This is a genomic window from Streptomyces sp. NPDC002206 (assembly GCF_053593595.1).
In genome coordinates this window covers 520,560-540,190 of record NZ_JBSFCW010000001.1, presented here as the reverse complement: position 1 = coordinate 540,190, position 19,631 = coordinate 520,560, and the positions used below count along the sequence as shown (strand labels likewise).

The 19,631-nt window shown below is 69.9% G+C and carries 20 protein-coding genes and 1 pseudogene; 9 read left to right on the top strand and 12 right to left on the bottom strand.

Annotated elements, in window-relative coordinates; translation table 11 throughout:
• Positions 1 to 27 precede the first annotated feature (27 nt).
• The 3 genes from ACWCP8_RS02515 to ACWCP8_RS02505 form a co-directional block, all read right to left on the bottom strand.
• Positions 28 to 468 carry a thiol-disulfide oxidoreductase DCC family protein gene (locus ACWCP8_RS02515; RefSeq protein ID WP_352267812.1) on the bottom strand — a complete coding sequence of 147 codons (441 nt, stop codon included), beginning with the start codon at positions 466 to 468 and terminating at the stop codon, positions 28 to 30.
• Positions 465 to 899, bottom strand: coding sequence for a hypothetical protein (locus ACWCP8_RS02510; protein WP_451113951.1), 435 nt, complete (start codon positions 897 to 899; stop codon positions 465 to 467). The genes ACWCP8_RS02515 and ACWCP8_RS02510 overlap by 4 nt, the downstream gene beginning before the upstream one ends.
• A gap of 67 nt (positions 900 to 966) precedes the next feature.
• Positions 967 to 2,205, bottom strand: coding sequence for an MFS transporter (locus ACWCP8_RS02505; RefSeq protein ID WP_352267809.1), 1,239 nt, complete (start codon positions 2,203 to 2,205; stop codon positions 967 to 969).
• Between the two features lie 88 nt (positions 2,206 to 2,293).
• On the opposite strand from ACWCP8_RS02505, the gene ACWCP8_RS02500 reads away from it, so the two are divergent.
• Entirely contained in the window at positions 2,294 to 2,803 is a 510-nt protein-coding gene (locus ACWCP8_RS02500; protein WP_326605383.1) for a MarR family winged helix-turn-helix transcriptional regulator, read from the top strand.
• Positions 2,804 to 2,908: 105 nt separating this feature from the next.
• Here ACWCP8_RS02500 and ACWCP8_RS02495 read toward each other — a convergent pair whose 3' ends face one another.
• From ACWCP8_RS02495 to ACWCP8_RS02470, 6 genes are all read right to left on the bottom strand, one after another.
• A complete protein-coding gene (locus ACWCP8_RS02495; RefSeq protein ID WP_355995785.1) occupies positions 2,909 to 3,508 on the bottom strand; it encodes a hypothetical protein in 600 nt (199 codons plus the stop codon).
• Between the two features lie 181 nt (positions 3,509 to 3,689).
• Positions 3,690 to 4,448: a succinate dehydrogenase iron-sulfur subunit gene (locus ACWCP8_RS02490; protein ID WP_030969061.1), complete on the bottom strand. Its 759-nt coding sequence runs from the start codon at positions 4,446 to 4,448 to the stop codon at positions 3,690 to 3,692.
• Positions 4,448 to 6,208: a succinate dehydrogenase flavoprotein subunit gene (sdhA, locus tag ACWCP8_RS02485; protein ID WP_267002757.1), complete on the bottom strand. Its 1,761-nt coding sequence runs from the start codon at positions 6,206 to 6,208 to the stop codon at positions 4,448 to 4,450. The genes ACWCP8_RS02490 and sdhA overlap by 1 nt, the downstream gene beginning before the upstream one ends.
• Before the next feature lie 29 nt (positions 6,209 to 6,237).
• Complete coding sequence (locus tag ACWCP8_RS02480; protein ID WP_030969064.1) at positions 6,238 to 6,714, bottom strand: succinate dehydrogenase hydrophobic membrane anchor subunit; 477 nt, start codon at positions 6,712 to 6,714, stop codon at positions 6,238 to 6,240.
• Between the two features lie 5 nt (positions 6,715 to 6,719).
• On the bottom strand, positions 6,720 to 7,100 hold the full coding sequence (gene sdhC / locus ACWCP8_RS02475) for a succinate dehydrogenase, cytochrome b556 subunit (RefSeq protein ID WP_078852596.1): 381 nt from the start codon (positions 7,098 to 7,100) through the stop codon (positions 6,720 to 6,722).
• 183 nt (positions 7,101 to 7,283) lie between these two features.
• Positions 7,284 to 7,805, bottom strand: a complete 522-nt coding sequence (locus ACWCP8_RS02470; RefSeq protein WP_352267807.1) for a 2-oxo-4-hydroxy-4-carboxy-5-ureidoimidazoline decarboxylase — start codon at positions 7,803 to 7,805, stop codon at positions 7,284 to 7,286.
• Between the two features lie 320 nt (positions 7,806 to 8,125).
• Between ACWCP8_RS02470 and ACWCP8_RS02465 the strand changes: the two genes are divergently transcribed.
• From ACWCP8_RS02465 to ACWCP8_RS02445, 5 genes are all read left to right on the top strand, one after another.
• Positions 8,126 to 9,730: a beta-N-acetylhexosaminidase gene (locus ACWCP8_RS02465; RefSeq protein WP_352267806.1), complete on the top strand. Its 1,605-nt coding sequence runs from the start codon at positions 8,126 to 8,128 to the stop codon at positions 9,728 to 9,730.
• 20 nt (positions 9,731 to 9,750) lie between these two features.
• Positions 9,751 to 10,644 carry a DUF4328 domain-containing protein gene (locus tag ACWCP8_RS02460; RefSeq protein WP_352267804.1) on the top strand — a complete coding sequence of 298 codons (894 nt, stop codon included), beginning with the start codon at positions 9,751 to 9,753 and terminating at the stop codon, positions 10,642 to 10,644.
• A 492-nt stretch (positions 10,645 to 11,136) separates the two neighbouring features.
• Complete coding sequence (locus ACWCP8_RS02455; protein WP_352267802.1) at positions 11,137 to 11,700, top strand: hypothetical protein; 564 nt, start codon at positions 11,137 to 11,139, stop codon at positions 11,698 to 11,700.
• 298 nt (positions 11,701 to 11,998) lie between these two features.
• Positions 11,999 to 12,718 (top strand): RNA polymerase sigma factor, encoded by a 720-nt coding sequence (locus ACWCP8_RS02450; RefSeq protein WP_352267915.1) that lies wholly within the window; start codon positions 11,999 to 12,001, stop codon positions 12,716 to 12,718.
• Positions 12,718 to 13,884, top strand: coding sequence for a hypothetical protein (locus tag ACWCP8_RS02445; protein ID WP_451113950.1), 1,167 nt, complete (start codon positions 12,718 to 12,720; stop codon positions 13,882 to 13,884). Before ACWCP8_RS02450 ends, ACWCP8_RS02445 begins: the two co-directional genes overlap by 1 nt.
• 189 nt (positions 13,885 to 14,073) lie before the next feature.
• Here the strand turns inward: ACWCP8_RS02445 and ACWCP8_RS02440 are convergent, their stop codons facing one another.
• A complete protein-coding gene (locus tag ACWCP8_RS02440; RefSeq protein WP_451113949.1) occupies positions 14,074 to 14,973 on the bottom strand; it encodes a L,D-transpeptidase family protein in 900 nt (299 codons plus the stop codon).
• Between the two features lie 221 nt (positions 14,974 to 15,194).
• On the opposite strand from ACWCP8_RS02440, the gene ACWCP8_RS02435 reads away from it, so the two are divergent.
• Both ACWCP8_RS02435 and leuE read left to right on the top strand, forming a co-directional pair.
• The gene (locus ACWCP8_RS02435) at positions 15,195 to 16,775 is read left to right on the top strand and encodes an acyl-CoA mutase large subunit family protein (protein WP_352267799.1); all 1,581 of its coding nucleotides are present in this window, start codon (positions 15,195 to 15,197) and stop codon (positions 16,773 to 16,775) included.
• A gap of 72 nt (positions 16,776 to 16,847) precedes the next feature.
• Positions 16,848 to 17,525 (top strand): leucine efflux protein LeuE, encoded by a 678-nt coding sequence (gene leuE / locus ACWCP8_RS02430; RefSeq protein ID WP_328626562.1) that lies wholly within the window; start codon positions 16,848 to 16,850, stop codon positions 17,523 to 17,525.
• Between the two features lie 63 nt (positions 17,526 to 17,588).
• Here the strand turns inward: leuE and ACWCP8_RS02425 are convergent.
• A pseudogene (locus ACWCP8_RS02425) lies at positions 17,589 to 18,158 on the bottom strand (FAD-dependent monooxygenase); the annotation flags it as partial.
• On the opposite strand from ACWCP8_RS02425, the gene ACWCP8_RS02420 reads away from it, so the two are divergent.
• The gene (locus ACWCP8_RS02420) at positions 18,099 to 18,242 is read left to right on the top strand and encodes a TetR/AcrR family transcriptional regulator C-terminal domain-containing protein (RefSeq protein WP_451114129.1); all 144 of its coding nucleotides are present in this window, start codon (positions 18,099 to 18,101) and stop codon (positions 18,240 to 18,242) included. The pseudogene ACWCP8_RS02425 and the gene ACWCP8_RS02420 sit on opposite strands and share 60 nt — an antisense overlap.
• A 7-nt stretch (positions 18,243 to 18,249) precedes the next feature.
• Here the strand turns inward: ACWCP8_RS02420 and ACWCP8_RS02415 are convergent, their stop codons facing one another.
• Positions 18,250 to 19,437: an acyltransferase family protein gene (locus tag ACWCP8_RS02415; RefSeq protein WP_451113948.1), complete on the bottom strand. Its 1,188-nt coding sequence runs from the start codon at positions 19,435 to 19,437 to the stop codon at positions 18,250 to 18,252.
• Positions 19,438 to 19,631: the final 194 nt, after the last annotated feature.

Sequence of the window (19,631 nt, the reverse complement as noted above, 5' to 3'; positions counted from 1 at the left end):
TATCCGCCCGGACCGGGGGATGTGCCCCTAGCCTTCGAGGTCGGGGACCTGGCAGGCCTCGTCCCCGGGGCCGCAGGGTGCGGCCGTCACCGACCGGTACTTCGCGGCGGCCAGCACCGATGCCCGGGCGAACGGCAGGCCCGCCGGGGTAGCCAGCCAGTGGGCCTTGGGCCGGTGTTCGGCCAGCGCCCAGAGACAGACGATCCAGGCGGAGGTCCCGCGGTAGACCTGCCCCCGGTCGCCGATCACGGTGATCTCGGAGAGCGTCCCCGCGTGGTCGAGTCCGGGGAAGCGGCGCCGCGCCTCCTCGGAGGCCGCCGGGACGAGATCGAGCGGGACGAGCTGACGCTGCTTCATCAGCCAGTGGCGCACATGGACGCAGAGCGAGCACTGCGCGTCGTAGAGCACGGTGAGCCGTTCGACAGGCGTCGGCCGCCCGTCGAACGGGGCCGTGACCTGCCCGGTCACCGGCCGGCGGCGGGTGCGGCCCACGGGCCTTGGCCGGTGGGGCCCGTCCAGCCCTGCGGCGGTACGGGCGGGGTCTGCTCGCGCTCCATCAGACCGCGGCGGCGGATCTTGTTGAGTACGTAGACGTTTCCGAGGTGCATCACTCCGAGGACGAGCAGGACGACGCCGACCTTCACCGAGAGTGCCTCGAAGAGCCCGCGGGCGTCGGCGACCCCGTCGGAGTTCTTCAGGTAGAGGGTGACGAAGCCCAGGTTGACCAGGTAGAAGCCGACCACCAGCAGGTGGTTGACGGCCTCGGCGAGCTTTTCGTTTCCGTGCAGGACGTCGGCGAGGAAGACCTTGCCGTTGCGGCTCAGTGTGCGGGCCACCCAGACGGTGAGCGCCACGCTGATCAGCAGGTAGATGACGTACGCGACAACAGTGAGGTCCATGCCCCACCCTCCCTTGAACGCGTTCAAAAGCTGTTGTCATGGACTGTAGACCTGTATTTGAACATGTTCAAGCGAGTACTCCGGGGTGGTCCTTCTGCGCGGTCCCGGACTTCGTCGCCGGCGCCTTGAAGTGCCGTACGCCCGGTACCGCCGCGGTCGCCAGGCAGGCTGCGCCGACCGCCACCGCAGCGACGGCGAGCGGGACTTCGGCCCCCCAGGCCGAGGCGGCGAGCGGGGCCAGGGCGTAGCCGAGCGGCATCGCGGCGAGGGAGAGCAGCCAGTCGTACGACGTCACGCGGGCCAGTGCGTGCGCGGGCACCGCGGACTGGACCGAGGTGCCCCAGACCGGGCCGAGGAAGCCGAGGCCCGCCTGTGCGATGCCGTACGCGGCAATGGTCAGCACAGCCGGCGCGCCCGCCGCGAGGAGGCCGAGCGGGAGCGCGTAGGTGGCGAGTCCCAGGTTGGCGACCAGGACCGGGCGGCGCGGGCGGGCGCGGCCGGCCAGCAGTGAGCCGAGCAGCAGGCCGATCGCACCGGTCTGGAGCAGGGCGATCCAGACGGTCTTGCCGCCCATCTCCCGTACGGCGAGGGCCGGGCCCAGGGTCATCAACACGGCCGCCGCGCCGTTCCAGGCGGCATGGGCGATCAGGCTTGTCCAGTACCAGTCGCGGCTGCGGACCTCGCTCCAGCCCTCCTTGAGGTCGCTGAGCACCGATCGGCGCGGGATCGGCACGTGCCGGACCTTGGTGGCGGACAACAGCGCGGCGCTCACCGCGAAGCTCGCGCCGTCCAGCACGAAGGCCCAGCCCGGACCTGCGGTGAGGATCAGGGTTCCCCCGAGGGCGGGGCCGGCCACCCGGGTCGCGCTGTTCACGACGGCCATCAGAGAGTTGGCGCTCAGGAGTCCCGGCGCTTCCACGGTGCCGATGATCAGCGGCGACGCGGTCGGCATGGCGAACGCGCTCGCCGCGCCGCCGATCGCCTCGGCGACGGCGATCTGCCACAGCTGGGGCGCGCCGCCGAGCAGCTCCAGCCCGACGAAGAGCTGGGTCGTGCACCGTACGAGATCGGTGGTGAGCGCGACCGTACGGGCGTTGAATCGGTCGCCGACGACGCCGCCGAGCGGCAGCAGGATCAGTTTGGGCACCATCGCGCACGCCAGGACCAGGGCGAGGGCGGCCGTCGAGCCGGTGGCCAGATAGACGGCGAGCGAGAGTGCGGTGGGGATGGCGGCGTCGCCGAGGAGGGAGAGGGTGCGTCCGATGAAGAGCAGGCGGAAAGCGCGCGTGCGCAGGGGATGCGGCATGCGCAGGAATCTATTTCGACACCGAATTATTCGTCAACGAAATATCTGACACCGAAGTACATCGAGGCTCCGGGCGTACCCTTTCCTCATGGAGCGAAGCGACTGGACCGACGGACATGTGGAGCGGTGGAAGCCCGTGCTTCCCGACCTCGATCCCGATGTCGAGGGTGCGGTGACCCGTATGAAGAAGCTCTCCGTCCATCTGCGCCGGGTGCGCGAACAGTCCCTGGTCGACTTCGACCTGGACCGCCAGGAGTTCGACACGCTCCACAAGCTCGCCGGACGCGGCGGAAGGGCGGCCCCCTCCGAGCTCGCCGCCGACCTCGACCTGGCCCCCGCCTCCGTCACCGGCCGGCTGGACGCGCTCGAACGGCGCGGCTTCGTCCGGCGTACGCCGTCGACCACGGACCGGCGACGGGTCAACGTGGAACTCACCGAGGAGGGCCGCTCGACCTGGCTCGGCGCGATGGACTTCCTCGGCCACGAGGAGTACCGGCTGCTCGGCGTCCTCGACCGCGACGAACGCACCCTGCTCAACGACATGTTGCGGCGCATCATGGTCGTCGCGGAGGACCGGGACGGCGCCCCGTGGGATTGAGTGGCGCCGGGACCTGCGCTGCCTGAACGGCCCTGCGCCACAATGCCGGGAGGGGCGTTGCCGGCGCCCGGCCCCGCCCCCGTTCCGCCGCCCGCCTACTGACCGTCAGATGCTCAGCGAACGCGCCGTGTTGATCTGGGCCATCACCATCTGGAAGGTCTCCGGGCCCGTCGCCGCGATCATCGTCGAATGGTGCCGGCCGCCGCTGGTGACCGAGACCTGGATGAAGCCGGTCGTCTTCTTCTCCTTCATCAGGAGGAAGAGCAGCCCGATCAGGCAGAGCAGGGCGAAGATGATCGCGAGCACGATCGCGACCGTCGGGATCTTCTCCTCGGTGCGCGACATGTCGGTGGCCGTCCACACCGCGCCCTTGAGGGGCATCGTGCCGGACGGCGTCACGATCGAGTCGTTCATGACGGTGATGTCGCCGAACGACAGCATCGGTGCACCGCCGCCGGCCCCCGGGCCCTGCTGCGGCGGGAAGCCGTAACCGGGCAGGGGCGGCTGGTTGGCGTTCGGGTAGCCGTAACCGGGCGCGGGGTCGGGCAGCTGCTGCGGGTAGCCGTACGTCGGCGTGCCCGGGCTCGGCGTGCCCGCACCCGGGTAGCCGTACCCCTGGGCGTCCGGGACGGTGGGCGGATTGCCCGGCTGCTGGGGAGGTCCCCACCTGCCTGAGTCGTCCGCGTACGGATTCGGATCGCTCAACGTTCCCCGCTCTCGATCAAGCTTGTGCGCCCCGCGCCTTGCTGCGCCGGGGGCGGCGAACCGGTGTCCGGTTCCGCATGACCGTACCGTCAAGCCCCGAAGAGTGCAGCAAGAGGCCCCGCTTCCCGCGGCGTTGGCGCGGGAAAACGGGGCCTCCGGTGGAACTGGCGTAGCGGAAGGGTCAGAAGCGACGCGTGATCAGGGCGCGCTTCACTTCCTGGATCGCCTTGGTGACCTCGATGCCACGCGGGCACGCGTCCGTGCAGTTGAAGGTGGTGCGGCAACGCCACACGCCGTCACGGTCGTTGAGGATCTCCAGGCGCTGCTCGCCGCCCTCGTCGCGCGAGTCGAAGATGAAGCGGTGCGCGTTGACGATCGCCGCCGGGCCGAAGTACTGGCCGTCGTTCCAGAAGACCGGGCACGACGAGGTGCACGCGGCGCACAGGATGCACTTCGTGGTGTCGTCGAACCGCTCGCGGTCCTCGGCGGACTGCAGACGCTCGCGCGTCGGCTCGTTCCCCTTGGTGATGAGGAACGGCATGACATCGCGGTAGGCCTGGAAGAACGGATCCATGTCGACCACGAGGTCCTTGAGGACCGTGAGGCCCTTTATGGCCTCGACCGTGATCGGCTTCTCCGGGTTGATGTCCTTGATCAGCGTCTTGCAGGCGAGCCTGTTCTTGCCGTTGATCCGCATCGCGTCGGAGCCGCAGATGCCGTGCGCGCAGGAGCGACGGAACGTCAGCGTGCCGTCGACCTCCCACTTGATCTTGTGAAGGGCGTCGAGAACACGCTCCTTCGGGTCGATCTCGATCTGGAAGTCCTGCCACTGGGCCTCGTCGGAGACCTCGGGGTTGAAGCGGCGGATCCGGAAGGTGACCGTGATGTACGGGGAGGCGGCGGACTCCGCCTCCACCTTGTCCAAAGTCGGGGTTGCCATCAGTACTTACGCTCCATCGGCTGGTAGCGGGTCTGGACGACCGGCTTGTAGTCGAGCCGGATCGACTCGGTGCCGTCGTCGGCGACCTCGCGGTACGCCATGGTGTGGCGCATGAAGTTGACGTCGTCGCGGTTCGGGTAGTCCTCGCGGTAGTGACCGCCGCGGGACTCCTTGCGGGCCAGCGCGGAGGTCGCCATGACCTCGGCCAGGTCGAGCAGGTTGCCCAGCTCGATGGCCTCCAGGAGGTCCGTGTTGAACCGCTTGCCCTTGTCCTGGATGGACACGTTCAGGTAGCGCTTGCGCAGCTCGGCGATCTTGTCGACGGCCGTCTTGATGGTCTGCTCGGTACGGAACACCATCACATTGGCGTCCATGCACTCCTGCAGCTCCAGACGGAGCGTCGCGACCCGCTCGGTGCCCGTCGAATTGCGCAGCCGCTCGACCTGGTCGATGACCAGCTGCGCCGGGTTCTCGGGAAGCTCGACGAAGTCGTTCTTCGCGGAGTACTCGGCGGCGGCGATGCCCGACCGGCGTCCGAAGACGTTGATGTCGAGCAGCGAGTTGGTGCCCAGACGGTTGGCGCCGTGCACGGAGACACACGCGACCTCGCCGGCTGCGTACAGGCCCGGGACGACGGTGGTGTTGTCGGCCAGCACCTCGCCCTGGACGTTGGTCGGGATGCCGCCCATGGCGTAGTGCGCGGTCGGCTGGATCGGGATCGGGTCCGTGTAGGGCTCGATACCGAGGTACGTACGCGCGAACTCGGTGATGTCCGGGAGCTTCGCGTCGAGCTGCTCCGGCGGCAGGTGCGTGAGGTCGAGGTAGACGTGGTCGCCCTCGGGACCGCAGCCGCGGCCCTCACGGATCTCCGTGTAGATGGAGCGGGACACGACGTCACGGGACGCGAGGTCCTTCATGACCGGCGCGTACTTCTCCATGAAGCGCTCACCGTCCTTGTTGCGGAGGATGCCGCCCTCACCACGGGCGCCCTCCGTCAGCAGGATGCCCATGCGCCAGATGCCCGTCGGGTGGAACTGGAAGAACTCCATGTCCTCCAGCGGCAGACCGCGGCGGTACGCGGCGGCCTGGCCGTCACCGGTCAGGGTGTGGGCGTTCGACGTCACCTTGAAGAACTTGCCGGTGCCGCCGGAGGCGAAGATGATCGCCTTCGCCTGGAAGACGTGGATCTCGCCGGTCGCCAGCTCGTACGCGACGACGCCCGCTGACTTCTTCAGCCCGGTCTCGGGGTCCTCCTGCAGCAGCAGGTCCAGGACGTAGAACTCGTTGAAGAACTCCACGCCCTCCTTGACGCAGTTCTGGTAAAGCGTCTGGAGGATCATGTGGCCGGTGCGGTCCGAGGCGTAGCAGGACCGGCGGACCGGGGCCTCGCCGTGGTTACGGCTGTGGCCGCCGAAGCGACGCTGGTCGATCTTGCCCTCGGGCGTGCGGTTGAACGGCAGGCCCATCTTCTCCAGGTCGAGAACGGAGTCGATGGCCTCCTTCGCCAGGATCTCGGCGGCGTCCTGGTCGACCAGGTAGTCGCCACCCTTGATCGTGTCGAAGGTGTGCCACTCCCAGTTGTCCTCCTCCACGTTGGCGAGCGCGGCGGCCATGCCGCCCTGCGCGGCGCCCGTGTGGGAGCGGGTCGGGTACAGCTTCGTGAGCACGGCGGTACGGCTGCGCTTCGTCGACTCGATGGCCGCGCGCATACCGGCGCCGCCGGCGCCGACGATGACGGTGTCGTACTTGTGGATCTGCATGATTTCCTCTGGTCCCTCTGGCCCGGCGCCTAGCGGATGTTCGGGTCGAAGGTGAAGATCACCAGCGTGCCCAGCAGGACGGTGAACACCGTGGCGGTGTACAGGAGCATCTTGAGCCAGAAGCGGGTGTTGTCCCGTTCGGCGTAGTCGTTGATGACCGTACGGAGGCCGTTGGCGCCGTGGAGCATGGCCAGCCACAGCATCGCCAGGTCCCAGACCTGCCAGAACGGCGAGGCCCAGCGGCCCGCCACGAAGGCGAAGCCGATCTTGGAGACGCCACCGTCCAGCACGAGCTGGATCAGCAGGTGGCCGATGACCAGGACGACAAGAACGATGCCCGACAGGCGCATGAAGAGCCAGGCGTACATCTCGAAGTTGGTGCGCGAACCCTTGGGGCTCTTGCCCGTCCGCTTGCGCGGGGGCTCGATGACCGGGGCCGGGTGGTCGACGTCGTAGAGGCTGACGCCTTCGACGGAGCCGATCGCGGCGGAGGACTCGGTGGACATTGGCCTCAGCTCCCGAAGACTTCGCGTACGGCGTGGCCGAGGACGGGGTAAAGGGCCCCGACCATCAGCACGACCCAGATACCCACGGCGGACCAGAGCATCTGCTTCTGGTAGCGCGGGCCCTTGGCCCAGAAGTCCACGGCGACGATGCGGAGACCGTTCAGCGCGTGGAAGAGAATGGCGGCCACCAGGCCGTATTCGAGGAGCGCGACGATCGGCGTCTTGTACGTGGCCACGACGTCGTCGTAGGCCTCGGGGGAGACGCGGACGAGAGCGGTGTCCAGGACGTGTACGAACAGGAAGAAGAAAATGAGGACACCGGTGACTCGATGAGCCACCCAGGACCACATGCCTTCCCGGCCGCGGTACAGCGTTCCAGCCGGCACGGAAGAACCCTCCGGGAGCGGGGATTGGGGTCGGCCGGCTTGACTGTCGGTCTGACCCGGCCGGGTACGGTCCACCGGCCCCGGCCATCGTAGCGACGGTTTGTCGGTTCGTTCGCGCCGGGGCCTCTGGTGTGATCAAAGTGGCAATCAAACAGGCACGGACGGGCTAGGGGCGTCCAGCTTTCAGGGCGTGTCCGCCGGGTCCTTGTCCGTCATCAGCTCGATGATGCGGCCCCGCGCCAGTCTGCGCATCTCGTCCGCCGTGACCACCCGCTCCTCGTCCAGGTCGTGGCCCAGCCTGGCCCGGATGCCGGCCAGCACCTGGTCCGGGTGCTCGGAGGGCAGGAAGGCGTCCAGGCAGATCACGAAGACATGGCCGAAGCGGCACTCGTACGCGGCATGCGCGGCGCTCAGCGCGAGATGCGCGGACGGGGGTGCGGCGTGGTGCAGTCCGGGGGAGTCCTCGGCGGCGAGTGCCTCGGCGAGATCGGCCGGGCCCAGGTCGTATCCCGCCTCGTCGGCGGCGGCGAGCAATGCGCCCAGATCGGGATACGGACGGTGGGCGGCCAGCCGCTGTGCCCAGCGGTGGCTGCCGCAGCAGCCGAGCAGGGCGGCTTCGGCGGCGGCGGGCGATGCGGTGTTGAACCGGTCGAGGCCGCGGGAGGGGGCGCTGACTCGGGCCGGACGGCAGTTCTGGACGGGCACGGCGGGCCGGACGTCGTGTTGTGGCAGTGGTTCGGGGAGGCCGGCGTGGGACTCGCTGGGCCTGGACAGCGTGGGCTCCTCGGATCATCGGCATCTGTGACCCTGGCGTGGTGGGACGAGAGAGACCAGGGGGATGCGGGGTGAGGGAGAGATGAATGTGATCCAACGTTAGCGAGCGCGGGTAACGGCCGCCGACGGATGCGCGAATATCACCCGGAAGTGAGAGTTTGGGAACGTTCGATGGACGAATCTCCGAGGAGAATGCCCGGCTATCTCCATGCTTTTACCCTATTACCCCCTATATCGGAGGTTTCTGACCGATGTCGCTCTCACGCGGTGCGCTCGTGGCCGGCGCTGCCCTCACCGCGGCGGCCGCGGTGACGATCACCGTCGTCGTCTGGCCGGAAGTGTCCGACACCGGACGCCAAGAGGGGACGGCCGGGGCCAGCACGCCCTCGCACGCGTCCCCTTCGCCGACCCGTAGCTACCCGCTCTCCACCGCACCCCGCACCATCCCCGCCGTACGTGAACACATCCCCGCCCGGGGCCCCGGCTGGCAGCCGGGGCCGACGAGTGCCGTCGTGATCGGCGACGGCAGCGGGGCGCTCGCGGACGAGGCGCAGCTGCTCGCCAAGGAGCTGAAGATCAGTTACCGGGGTGCCGTCCCCGCCCGCGCGGGCGATGTCGAGCTGGCCCTGGGAACCCCCGGCAAGGGCGCCTCCGAGTCGTACACCCTGAGGACCCACGACGGGCGGGTCACCGTCACCGGCCCCGACCAGGCGGGCGTTTTCTACGGAACCCGCACCCTCAAACAGGCGCTGCGCGCCGACGGCACCATGCCCGAGGGGGAGGTGCGCGACCGCCCCGACCGGCCGCAACGCGGGCTCAACCTCGACATCGCGCGCAAGTACTACAGCGTGGGCTGGATCGAGGACCGGCTGCGCGAGATGGCCGACCTCAAGCTCAACCAGCTGGGCCTGCACTTCTCCGACGACCAGGCATTCCGGATCGAGTCCGACACCCACCCCGAGGTGGTGTCGCCCGAACATCTCACCAAGGCGGAGGTCCGCCAGATCCTCGCCCTCGCGGGCCGGCTGCACATCGATGTGGTCCCCGAGATCGACTCCCCGGGCCATCTCGGCGCCGTCCTGCGCGCCCACCCCGAACTCCAGCTGCGCAACACGGCGGGCGTGCCCTCGACCGGGTCGATCGACATCTCCCGTCCCGGCGCGGCGAAACTCATCGACCAGCTGATCGGCGAGTTCGCGGAGCTCTTCGGCGGTAGGTACTGGCATCTCGGCGGCGACGAATACCGCGCGCTGACGGTCCAGAACCCCGCTGCCTCGTACCCGCAGCTGCAGCGCGCCGCCCAGCTGAAGTACGGTGCGGCGGCCGGCATCAAGGACCTCGCCACCGGATGGCTCAACGACCGGGCGGCGGTGGTGCGCCCGCACGGCCTGCAGCCCAAGGCCTGGAACGACGGCTTCTTCCGCGGCGGAATCGTCCGGGCCGACAAGGGCATCGAGGTCGAGTACTGGACGGGCAAGGAGTACGGCGCCCGGCCGCCGGAGGAGTACCTGAACGAGGGTCGCCGGGTGGTGAACCTCAACGACGAGTTCCTCTACTACGTGCTCGGCCAGCCCAATGAGTTCGTCTACCCGACGGGGAAACGGATCTACGAGCAGTGGACGCCGCTCGTCCTGCGCGGCACCCAGCCGGTCCCGGCCCGTTACTCGGGCCAGATCCTGGGCGGCCGGTTCGCGGTCTGGGGCGACCTGCCGCAGGCACAGACTCCGGCGCAGGTGGCGGCGGGGATCCGGATGCCACTGCGGGCCACGGCCCAGAAGCTCTGGGATCCGAGGAAGCCGGCGCTGAGCTGGAGTCAGTTCCAGGCGCTCGCCGGGACGATCGACAAGACGGGCTGAGTGGGTCGTACCGGATTTCGATGGACATGACGGTGGGCCGGGGCTACATTCCGCTTGCCGCGCGCTCCGGGGGCGGAGGCGCGCGTTCTTGCGAAAAGATGTCAGAATCCTGGGGGGTCCACTTCATGCTGTGCTCAACCTGCCGCATCAGACCGCCGGTCACCGCGGAGGGGCTCTGCATCCTGTGCGCCGGCCCTGCCGGGGCGTCGGCGCCGATGCCTGCGGCTCCGCCCTTCGCGTCACCGCAACAGCAGCTGCGCTCACCCGACGGGCTCGCGAAGGCCGTCGTCATCCTGCTGGCGGTCGCCGCCGTGGCCGACCTGCTCGCCGTGCTCGCGGGGCTGAACATCCGCAGCCTGCTCGGCGATGCGCTGGACAACGGCCTGGCGACGCTCGACGACGCCGAGGCGGATCGCGCCGACAACCTGTATGCGGCCTCAGGGGTCCTGCAACTCCTGGTGATGCTGGCCACCGGCGTCGTCTTCATCCTCTGGTTCCGGCGGGTGCGGCTGAACGCCGAGGTGTTCGACGCGAGCATGCAGCAGATGAAGCCCGGATGGGCGATCGGTGCCTGGTTCGTCCCGGTCGCCAACCTGGTGCTGCCGCGTCGGATCGCGGGCGGTATCTGGACCGCGAGCGCCCAGACCCACACCGACGGCAGCTGGCGCACGGTTTCCGTGGCCCCGGTCAATCTGTGGTGGGTGGCATGGGTCTGCTCGTCGCTCTTCTCCCGGTACGCCTCCCAGCAGTACATGAAGGCAGAGGGGGCGCAGGAGGTCATGGACGCGGCCGGCCGGATGCTGGCAGCCGATGCGTTCGGCATCGTGGCCGCGGTGTTCGCGATCCTCTTCGTGCGCAAACTGACCCGGATGCAGGGGGAGCGGGCGGCGCTGGGCGTGTATCCGCTCAGCTGAGGGCGAACCCGCTGAGGCTCAGCGGGGGAACCAACCGTTCCTGAGCAGTGAGCAGGAGTGAGTCCTGACTCACTGGCACGCCCCGAACGGTCTTGGGCGCACTGGTCCTCCGCTTTCGCATCCTGGTCGGCGACGCATATCCCGTATGCGGTCCGTCCCGGGCGGCCGGAATCCCTACGACCTGACCATATGGGTGCGGCCAGAGGCGACGGGGAGGCCCCGCACCATCTCGCTGGTGACACGGGGGCCGAAAACGTTACGCACACCCCGCCAGACACACCCACCGATCGTCACACCGTTCACTCAATCGTGCCCATGTTCGCCAAAATGAGGTGCTGGCCCAGCAGTTGTGAACCCCTGTTGGTGGGTGCGATTTCAGACTCCAGCAGTGACGCTTTTGAGCCATTCGACGCTGAAAGCGGTATGCGGCAGCAGGAAGCGCCGCGTCCCCGTGCGGGCCCGTACGGGGACAGGGTGACGGGGGAGAAGCCGATGAGCCTGCTGGAACTGATCGCCGCCGCGGACGAGCGGGCACTGGTCGCGAGCGGAATCGCCTGCCTCGACCGATGCCTGCCGCAGCCCGCGGAGGGTGCCGACCCCGACCCCCTGCGTCCGCTCTGGGCGGGCTGCGCCAACGGCGACGAATGGCCGGACCGTCTGGCTGAGGCCCGCGCGGCGCTGAACGATGTGCCGTCCGGGGTGGACGGGGCGATACCGGCGATACGGAAGCTGCTCGGTGAAGCGCCTGCGGAGCGGACGGATCCGGGGATGCGGGCGTGGGCGGATGCCTGCTCGCTCCTGGCCCTGGAGGTCCACCTCGGGCAGGACGCGACGCCCGCTGCCGGGGACGATCTGCTGCGGCGCTGCCGCGAGGACGGTCCGACGGGGGCCGGGCCGCTGGTCGCCGGGGAGGTGCGCCGGCAGATCCGGATCCTGGAGATGCTGGCGGAGGCCGCGGGGGCGGGGCTGCGCCAGGCGCTTGACGTCTCGACCGAGGGACAGCGAGTGCTCCGTGCGGCGACGTCGCGGCGGGCGCGCGGGCGCGGGCCGGCGTGATCGAACCCGGTCGGGCGGCGGAGTGCCGGAAATGCTCGGGAAGTTGACGAGGACGACCGGGGCCGCCACCCCCCACAGGAGAGGCCCCGGTCGTCTTCCGCGGGGCCGCATGGCGACCCCGTACTCATCTCAGCGCCGCGACTGCGTTTTCTGTCACACCGCACGGTACCCGTGAAAGGTTGTGGGTTGTACAAGTCATGGACGTGGCCCCCGCCAAGGACGTAGCGTGCTGAGTCGCGCAGGGTGGCGCGGCAGTGGTGACCAGCTGCGATTCAGGACAGCAGGGCAGGTTGAGGGAGTGCTGGGGGACGACGCGGAGCTGACCGCCGCGGTGCTCGCGGCACAGGACGGGGACGAAGACGCCTTCCGTACTGTGTACCGCGCAGTGCAGCCGCGGCTGCTGGGTTACATACGGACATTGGTGGGGGAGCCGGACGCCGAGGACGTGGCGTCCGAGTCCTGGCTGCAGATAGCGCGGGACCTCGACCGGTTCAGCGGCGACGCCGACCGGTTCCGGGGATGGGCGGCACGCATAGCCCGTAACCGCGCCCTCGACCATCTGCGGATGCGCGGCAGGCGCCCCGCGGTCGGCGGCGACGAGACGGAGCTGTCCGAGAAGCCGGCCGAGTCCGACACCGCCGACGAGGCGATCGAGGCCCTGGCCACCGGCCGCACCATGTCTCTCATCGCCCAGCTGCCGCAGGACCAGGCCGAGGCCGTGGTGCTTCGTGTGGTGGTAGGTCTGGACGCGAAGAGTGCGGCGCAGACACTCGGCAAGCGGCCGGGGGCGGTGCGTACGGCTGCGCACCGTGGGCTGAAACGCCTGGCGGAACTGCTCCATGCGGACAACGAGACCGGCACGAACGGCGACGGGCGCGGCGCTTCCCACCCGCACGGGAGCGCGACAGGTCAGATGGCGGAGCTCGATGCCGTACCCGCGCAGCGCGTCTCGCGCACCGGACTGACGGCGTCCGCCGGTGTGACGCATTCGCGTCCGTGGACGCAGAGGAACATGTGATGGCCGACGAACAGTACGAATGGCTTGACAAGGACGCGGCGGAGAGATTGCTCCGCGGCGAACCGGTCGATCCCGTCGACGGCCACGCGCGTACCGAGGCCGTACGACTCATGGCCGCGCTGGCCGCCGCCGCCCGCGAAGCCCGGCCGGCCACCGGCGAACTGCCGGGTGAGGCCGCCGCGCTGGCCGCCTTCCGTGCAGTCCCGCGCGCCGCCCGTACGCGGGGACGGTCCGCGACGCAGGCGGCGCAGCCGACGGGGCACACCGTACGGAGCAGCGAGCCGGAGCAGACGGGGCAGCCAGGACGAGGTGTGCATCCGGGGCTGCCCGAGACGCTCGGAGCGATTCGTATCGGCCCCGCCCCCTCCGCCCAATTCTCCTCGTCCTCCTCCTTCGCCACCTCCTCCGGCGGTGGTATGCGTGCGCGGCGCTGGAGACGGCCCCTGCGCTTCGGCCTTGCCGCTTCCCTCGCGGGCTGCGCGCTCGGCGGGGTCGCCGTCGCCGCGGGTACGGGCGTGCTTCCGGGCCCGTTCGGCGGGCACGCCAACCCGTTGCCCGCCTCCTCCGTGTCGGCGCCCGCCTCCCCGGGGGGGCTCGGATCAGGGCCCACGTCCGACAAGACGCCCGTCCCGCCGCCGGCTTCCCCGGGCCCGGACACCTCCCCGGACCCCGCCGCCCCGTCCGCCCCCGGCGAGGGAACCCGCAAGGGCGACGGCGGTACGAACGGCCGGGACGGTCGGGGCGGCACGGAAGGCAAGGACGGTGGTTACGGGGACGATGCCGACGCCGCCCCCCGTTCCGCTGACGGGACCGCCCGCGACAGCACCTCCGGCGGCGGCCAGGGCGGCACGTCCGGCAAATGGCAGGGCCGGACCGTCAGGGACTGCCGCGACTACCGCGAAGGCGATCTCGACGCCGCCCGCAGGCGCCGCCTCGTAGTGATGGCCAGGGGCGCCGGCAACCTGGACCGGTTCTGCAAGCGCGTCCTGGAACAAGCCGACGGCGACGACGGTGACGCGCAACAGGGCAGCGACAGCGGTTCCGACGAGGGGACGGGCAACGACGGTCCGGACGCGGTCCGGTCGCTCTGGTTCAAACCCGCCACTCCGCCGCCGTCGGCCCCCGCGCTCTCGGCCGCCCCGGACAACGCCGCGTCCACTCGCTGAGCCGCGCCGGCCGCTCCGCTGCCACCGGGTGTGACATTTTCCGAGCCGTCGGCGCAGTACAGAGTGAGCCGACTGGTCATCGGCAGCGCACAGAGCCGGGGTTCCCCCCGTACCTTCGGCTCAGCGCACCTGGCGCGGGCGGGACACGTTCCCCCGGTCCCGCCCGCGCCCCCTTTTCCTTCTTCGCCCTCACCAGTAGATGACGACCTTGTCGCCGGTGCGGACCTGGTCGAAGAGCGCGGCGATCTTCCCCTCGTCCCGGACGTTCACACACCCGTGCGAGGCGCCGCTGTAGCCTCGGGCCGCGAAGTCCGCCGAGTAGTGCACGGCCTGGCCGCCGCTGAAGAACATCGCGTACGGCATGGCCGTGTGGTAGATCGTCGACACATGGTGCCGGGACTTCCAGTAGATGGAGAAGGTGCCCTCGCGGGTCGGCGTGTACTGCGAGCCGAACCGTACGTCCATCGTCGAGACGACATGGCCGTCGATCATCCAGGACAGGGTCCGGCTGTTCTTGCTGATGCAGAGCACCCGGCCGGTCAGGCAGCGCTTGTCGGGCTTGGCGACGGGGCGGGAGGTCGGCGGGTTCAGCTCGGCGGCCGTCGGCTTCCGGGTCATGGCGAGCAGCTTCTGCCAGGTGAGGGTGTCCGTCCTGCCCGTACGGGACAGTCCGCGCTTGCCCTGGAAGGACTGCACGGCGGCGACGGTGAGGGTGCCGTAGTAACCGGTGGGAGTGCGGCCGAAGTGGCCGATCTGACGGAGCCGGGCCTGCAGTTCCCGTACCTGCTTGCCCTGGGAGCCGGTCGCCATCAGCGTCTTCCCCTGCGGGGCGGGCTTCGGCGTGGCGGACGGTGTCGGTGAGACCGGCGGCTTCGAGGCGGTCGCGGCGGGCTTGGCGTCGTCGGTCGCCGGGGCGGAGGCCTTCGGCGGTGACGACGTGGTCGCCGGGGACCCGTTGGCGGGTTGCGCCTTGCAGCCCGCGGTGGTGGCGGTCAGAGCGAGGAGGGCGACGGCAGCCACCGCTGCGCCGCCCGGGTGCCTTGCTGTCCGGCCAATCGTTCCTGCACCGTGCCCGGTTCTGTGTGCCATCCTCGGCCCCCTGCTTCCTTCGGTATCTGTTGGGACGAATTCCCGCTCTGCCCGGTTGCCAAAGCCCGCGCATGATGGTGAGTGCGGTGGGGAAGGCCGTAGGACGCACCTTGTGAGCAAGGTCCCAGCCCGTGCCTCTCCATCGGCCGCACGCCCGCCGCTACAGTCCGTCGCGAGGGTCGTTGGTTACCAGCAAGTAGCTTCAGCGGGAGGCACAGCAGATGACGCGCGAGTCGGAGTCGGGACTGCCCATCGAGCCGGTGTACGGGCCGGACGCACTCGACGGGTGGAACGCCGACGACAAACTGGGCGAGCCGGGCGCCTACCCCTTCACCCGTGGTGTCTACCCGTCGATGTACACCGGCCGGCCGTGGACGATGCGTCAGTACGCCGGGTTCGGCACGGCCTCCGAATCGAACGCCCGCTACAAGCAGCTGATCGCCAACGGCACGATGGGCCTGTCCGTCGCCTTCGACCTGCCCACCCAGATGGGCCATGACTCCGACGCGCCGATCGCGTCCGGCGAGGTCGGCAAGGTCGGGGTGGCGATCGACTCGGTCGAGGACATGCGGGTCCTGTTCGGCGGGATCCCGCTCGACAAGGTCTCCACCTCGATGACGATCAACGCGCCCGCCGCGCTGCTCCTCCTCATGTACCAGCTGGTCGGCGAGGAGCAGGGCGTTCCGGCTGACCGGCTGACCGGCACCATCCAGAACGATGTCCTGAAGGAGTACATCGCCCGCGGCACGTACATCTTCCCGCCCAAGCCCTCGCTGCGGCTGATCGCCGACATCTTCAAGTACTGCAAGGCCGAGATCCCGAAGTGGAACACCATCTCGATCTCCGGCTACCACATGGCGGAGGCCGGGGCCTCGCCCGCGCAGGAGATCGCGTTCACCCTCGCGGACGGCATCGAGTACGTGCGTACCGCCGTCGCGGCCGGCATGGACGTCGACGACTTCGCCCCCCGCCTCTCCTTCTTCTTCGTCGCCCGTACGACGATCCTCGAAGAGGTCGCCAAGTTCCGCGCCGCCCGCCGGATCTGGGCCCGCGTGATGAAGGAGGAGTTCGGTGCGAAGAACCCCAAGTCGCTGATGCTGCGCTTCCACACCCAGACCGCGGGGGTCCAGCTGACCGCCCAGCAGCCCGAGGTCAACCTGGTGCGCGTCGCCGTCCAGGGGCTCGGCGCGGTTCTCGGCGGTACGCAGTCGCTGCACACCAACTCGTTCGACGAGGCGATCGCGCTGCCGACCGACAAGTCCGCGCGACTGGCCCTGCGCACCCAGCAGGTCCTGGCGTACGAGACCGACATCACGGCCACCGTCGACCCGTTCGCCGGTTCGTACGTCGTCGAATCGATGACGGATGCCGTCGAAGCCGAGGCCAGGGACCTCATGCTCAAGGTCGAGGACATGGGTGGGGCGGTCAACGCGATCGAGCGCGGCTTCCAGAAGAGCGAGATCGAGCGCAGCGCCTATCGGATCGCCCAGGAGACGGACAGCGGGGAGCGCGTCGTCGTCGGCGTCAACCGCTTCCAGCTCGACGAGGAGGAGCCGTACGAGCCGCTCCGCGTCGACCCGGCGATCGAGGCCCAGCAGGCGGCCCGGCTGGCGAAGCTGCGGGCCGAGCGCGACCGGACCGCGGTCGACGAGGCGTTGGGCCGGCTGAAGAAGGCGGCCGAGGGGACGGACAACGTCCTCTACCCGATGAAGGACGCACTGGCGGCGCGGGCGACGGTCGGCGAGGTGTGCAACGCGCTGCGGGAGGTGTGGGGGACGTACGTGCCGACGGACGCGTTCTGATCCGCCCCGACGGTCACCGGGCGGGAATACCACCCGAGAGGAGTGTCGTACCCGCGTGCGACACTCCTTTTCATGCTGGGTGTCACTGATCTTCCGACCTACCTCGTCGGCCTCGTGCTGATCGTTCTGCTGCCGGGGCCGAATTCGTTGTACGTGCTCTCCGTCGCCGCCCGCCGCGGTGTGCGGACCGGGTATGTGGCGGCGGCCGGTGTGTGGACCGGTGACACGGTGCTGATGACGCTGTCCGCGCTCGGCGCTGCCTCCCTGCTGCAGACCACGCCGGTGCTCTTCGCCATCGTCAAGTACGCGGGCGCGGGCTATCTGACCTGGCTGGCGATCGGCATGCTGCGGGCCGCGGCGTCCATGTGGCGCGAGCGGCACCGGCAGATCGCCGAGCTGACCGACGACGCGGCCGGACCGGGCGGGGCGAGGACGGCGGCCGGGGCGGCGGAGCGGCCGTACCGGCGGGCGCTGGTGGTGAGCCTCTTCAACCCGAAGGCGATCCTGTTCCTGATCTCCTTCTTCGTGCAGTTCGTCGACCCCGGGTACGCCTATCCGGCGCTGTCCTTCCTGCTGCTGGGCACGCTGCTGCAGATTGCCAGCTTCCTCTACCTGTCGACGCTGATATTCGGCGGCACCCGGCTGTCCGCCGCGTTCCGCCGCCGCAAGCGGCTGTCGGCGGGCGCGACTTCGGCTGCCGGTGTGCTGTTCCTCGGTTTCGCGGCGAAGCTCTCGCTCAGCAGCGTGTGAGGTGGGCGGCCCGGCTCACCGGTGCCACGCGTCGCCCCCACTTCGTGGATCTTGCGCCGCAGGACCTTGAGGGCGCGTACGTACTCCTCGGCGGGGATGTCCCGGTGGATCACCGCGGTGGATGCGGGTGGAGAGTCCCAGCATGTCGGCTGCGACCGGCCGCCGCTCCGCTCCGTAACTGTCGAGCAGCGCGACCGGTGCGTCGTGCCGCAGCACCTGGCCGAGCTTCCAGCCCAGGTTGTACGCGTCCTGGACGCTGGTGTCGAGCCCCTGCCCGCCCGCCGGGGAGTGGACATGGGCGGCGTCGCCGGCCAGGAAGACGCGGCCCTCGCGGAACCTGTCGGCCGGCGCAGCACGCGGCCAGAAGTCGGAGGACCACCGCACCTCGGTGATGTCGTCCGCGTCGAGGGCGCCGACTCCGAGATCGTCGAGGATCTCTCTCGTGCGCGGCTGGATGCCCTTGCCCCGCGAGCCGGGGAAGAGCGCGGGCGCTTGCTCGACGAGGAGGGCGCGCACGCCGCGGCGGGTCAGATCGCAGGCGAGCGCGAGGCCGCAGGGCGGGACGGTTTCGACATCGGCGAGCGCGCCGACCGGATGGCGCAGTACCCGCTCGCCGCCGCGGCCGGCGCCGAGAACTTCGCCCACTACGAGGAACGGTTCGAGGACGGCCTGCGGCTGATCGTCGCAGGGATCGAGGCACGGCACCGGGTGCGCTGAGCGGTGGTCAGGCCGGGCGGCCCGCCCCGCCCGTCAGGGATCTGCGCAGCAGCGGGGTGCACCACCGCTCCACGTACCGGTGCAGCAGCCACGCCAGCGCCAGCATCAGCACCACCGTGAGCACCGCCGTCACCCCCGCCGGGATGCCGAGCCGCCGGTGCAACGCGCTCACCGCCACCCACCCCAGATGTTCATGGACGAGATAGAAGGGGTACGTCAGCGCTCCCGCGACTGTCAGCCAAGGGCGGTCGAAGCGGGCGAGGGCGCCGAGCGCGATCGCGGCGACCGCGGCGAAGCCGGCGGTCACGATCGCGATGATGACCGGCGACGAGCGGTACGAGAAGTCGTGCGGGCCCGCTGGGTGCCACAGAGCGGCCACGGCGTAATGCTGGCCGAGCAGCCAGCTGACTCCGACGATGCCCCAGGCCGTGGCGTCCCGCCGGTTGCGGTGGATCAGGTAGAGCCCGATGCCGCCGATGAAGAAGGGGGCGTACTCGGGCATCAGGACCACCTCGGCCAGCGGCTCGCCGGATGCCTTGCCGAGCGCCGCGGCCAGCGTCCACGCGGCGCAGAACAGCACGATCCGTCGCCTGTTGGCCCCCGGCAGCACCACGCACACGGCGAACAGGGCGTAGAAGCGGATCTCCGCCCACAGCGTCCAGCACACACCGAGCACCCGGTCCACGCCCAGTGGCTGCTGCAGCAGTGTCAGGTTCACCAGCGCGTCGCTGGGGGAGACCGCCTTGTACGCCACCGCGGGCAGCGCGAAGACCAGTGTCACCAGCAGGACCGCCGCCCAGTACGCGGGCAGCAGCCTGGCCGCCCGGGAGGCGAAGAACGAGGCCAGAGAGCGGCCCCAGCCGCTCATGCAGATCACGAAGCCGCTGATGACGAAGAAGATCTGCACCCCGAGGCAGCCGTAGGCGAACCAGGTGTGGGCAGTGGGGAACAGGGAGGCGGCGGAGGTTCCCCACGCCTTGGTGATGTCGCCGCCCCGGCCGCCGTAGTGGTACGCGGCGACCATCAGCGCGGCGACCAGCCGCAGCCCGTCCAGAGCGCGCAGCCGGGGCCTGGCACGCGCCGGCCGACGGTCCCGGGGCGGCGATGACGACGGGCGTGGTGGCGCCGGCACCGGCGTCGGGGCGGTGAGAACCCGCTCGAGGGTCCTGCCCGGATTCTCCGGAGTGATGGTCACGGCCTTCCCTTCCCACGGTGGCGAAGGGTCAGGTTAGGGCGCTCCGAGGCCCCGAAACGGACGAGAGGGGATCAGTTTCCCGTGCTGACAGGGCGAGTTCATCTTCCGGCCGTTCAGGTTTCTTAGCGTGCTACGGAACCCCAAACGGTTGCCGAACATCAGTACCCCTCCATATGCCCCTACCCCCCACGGGC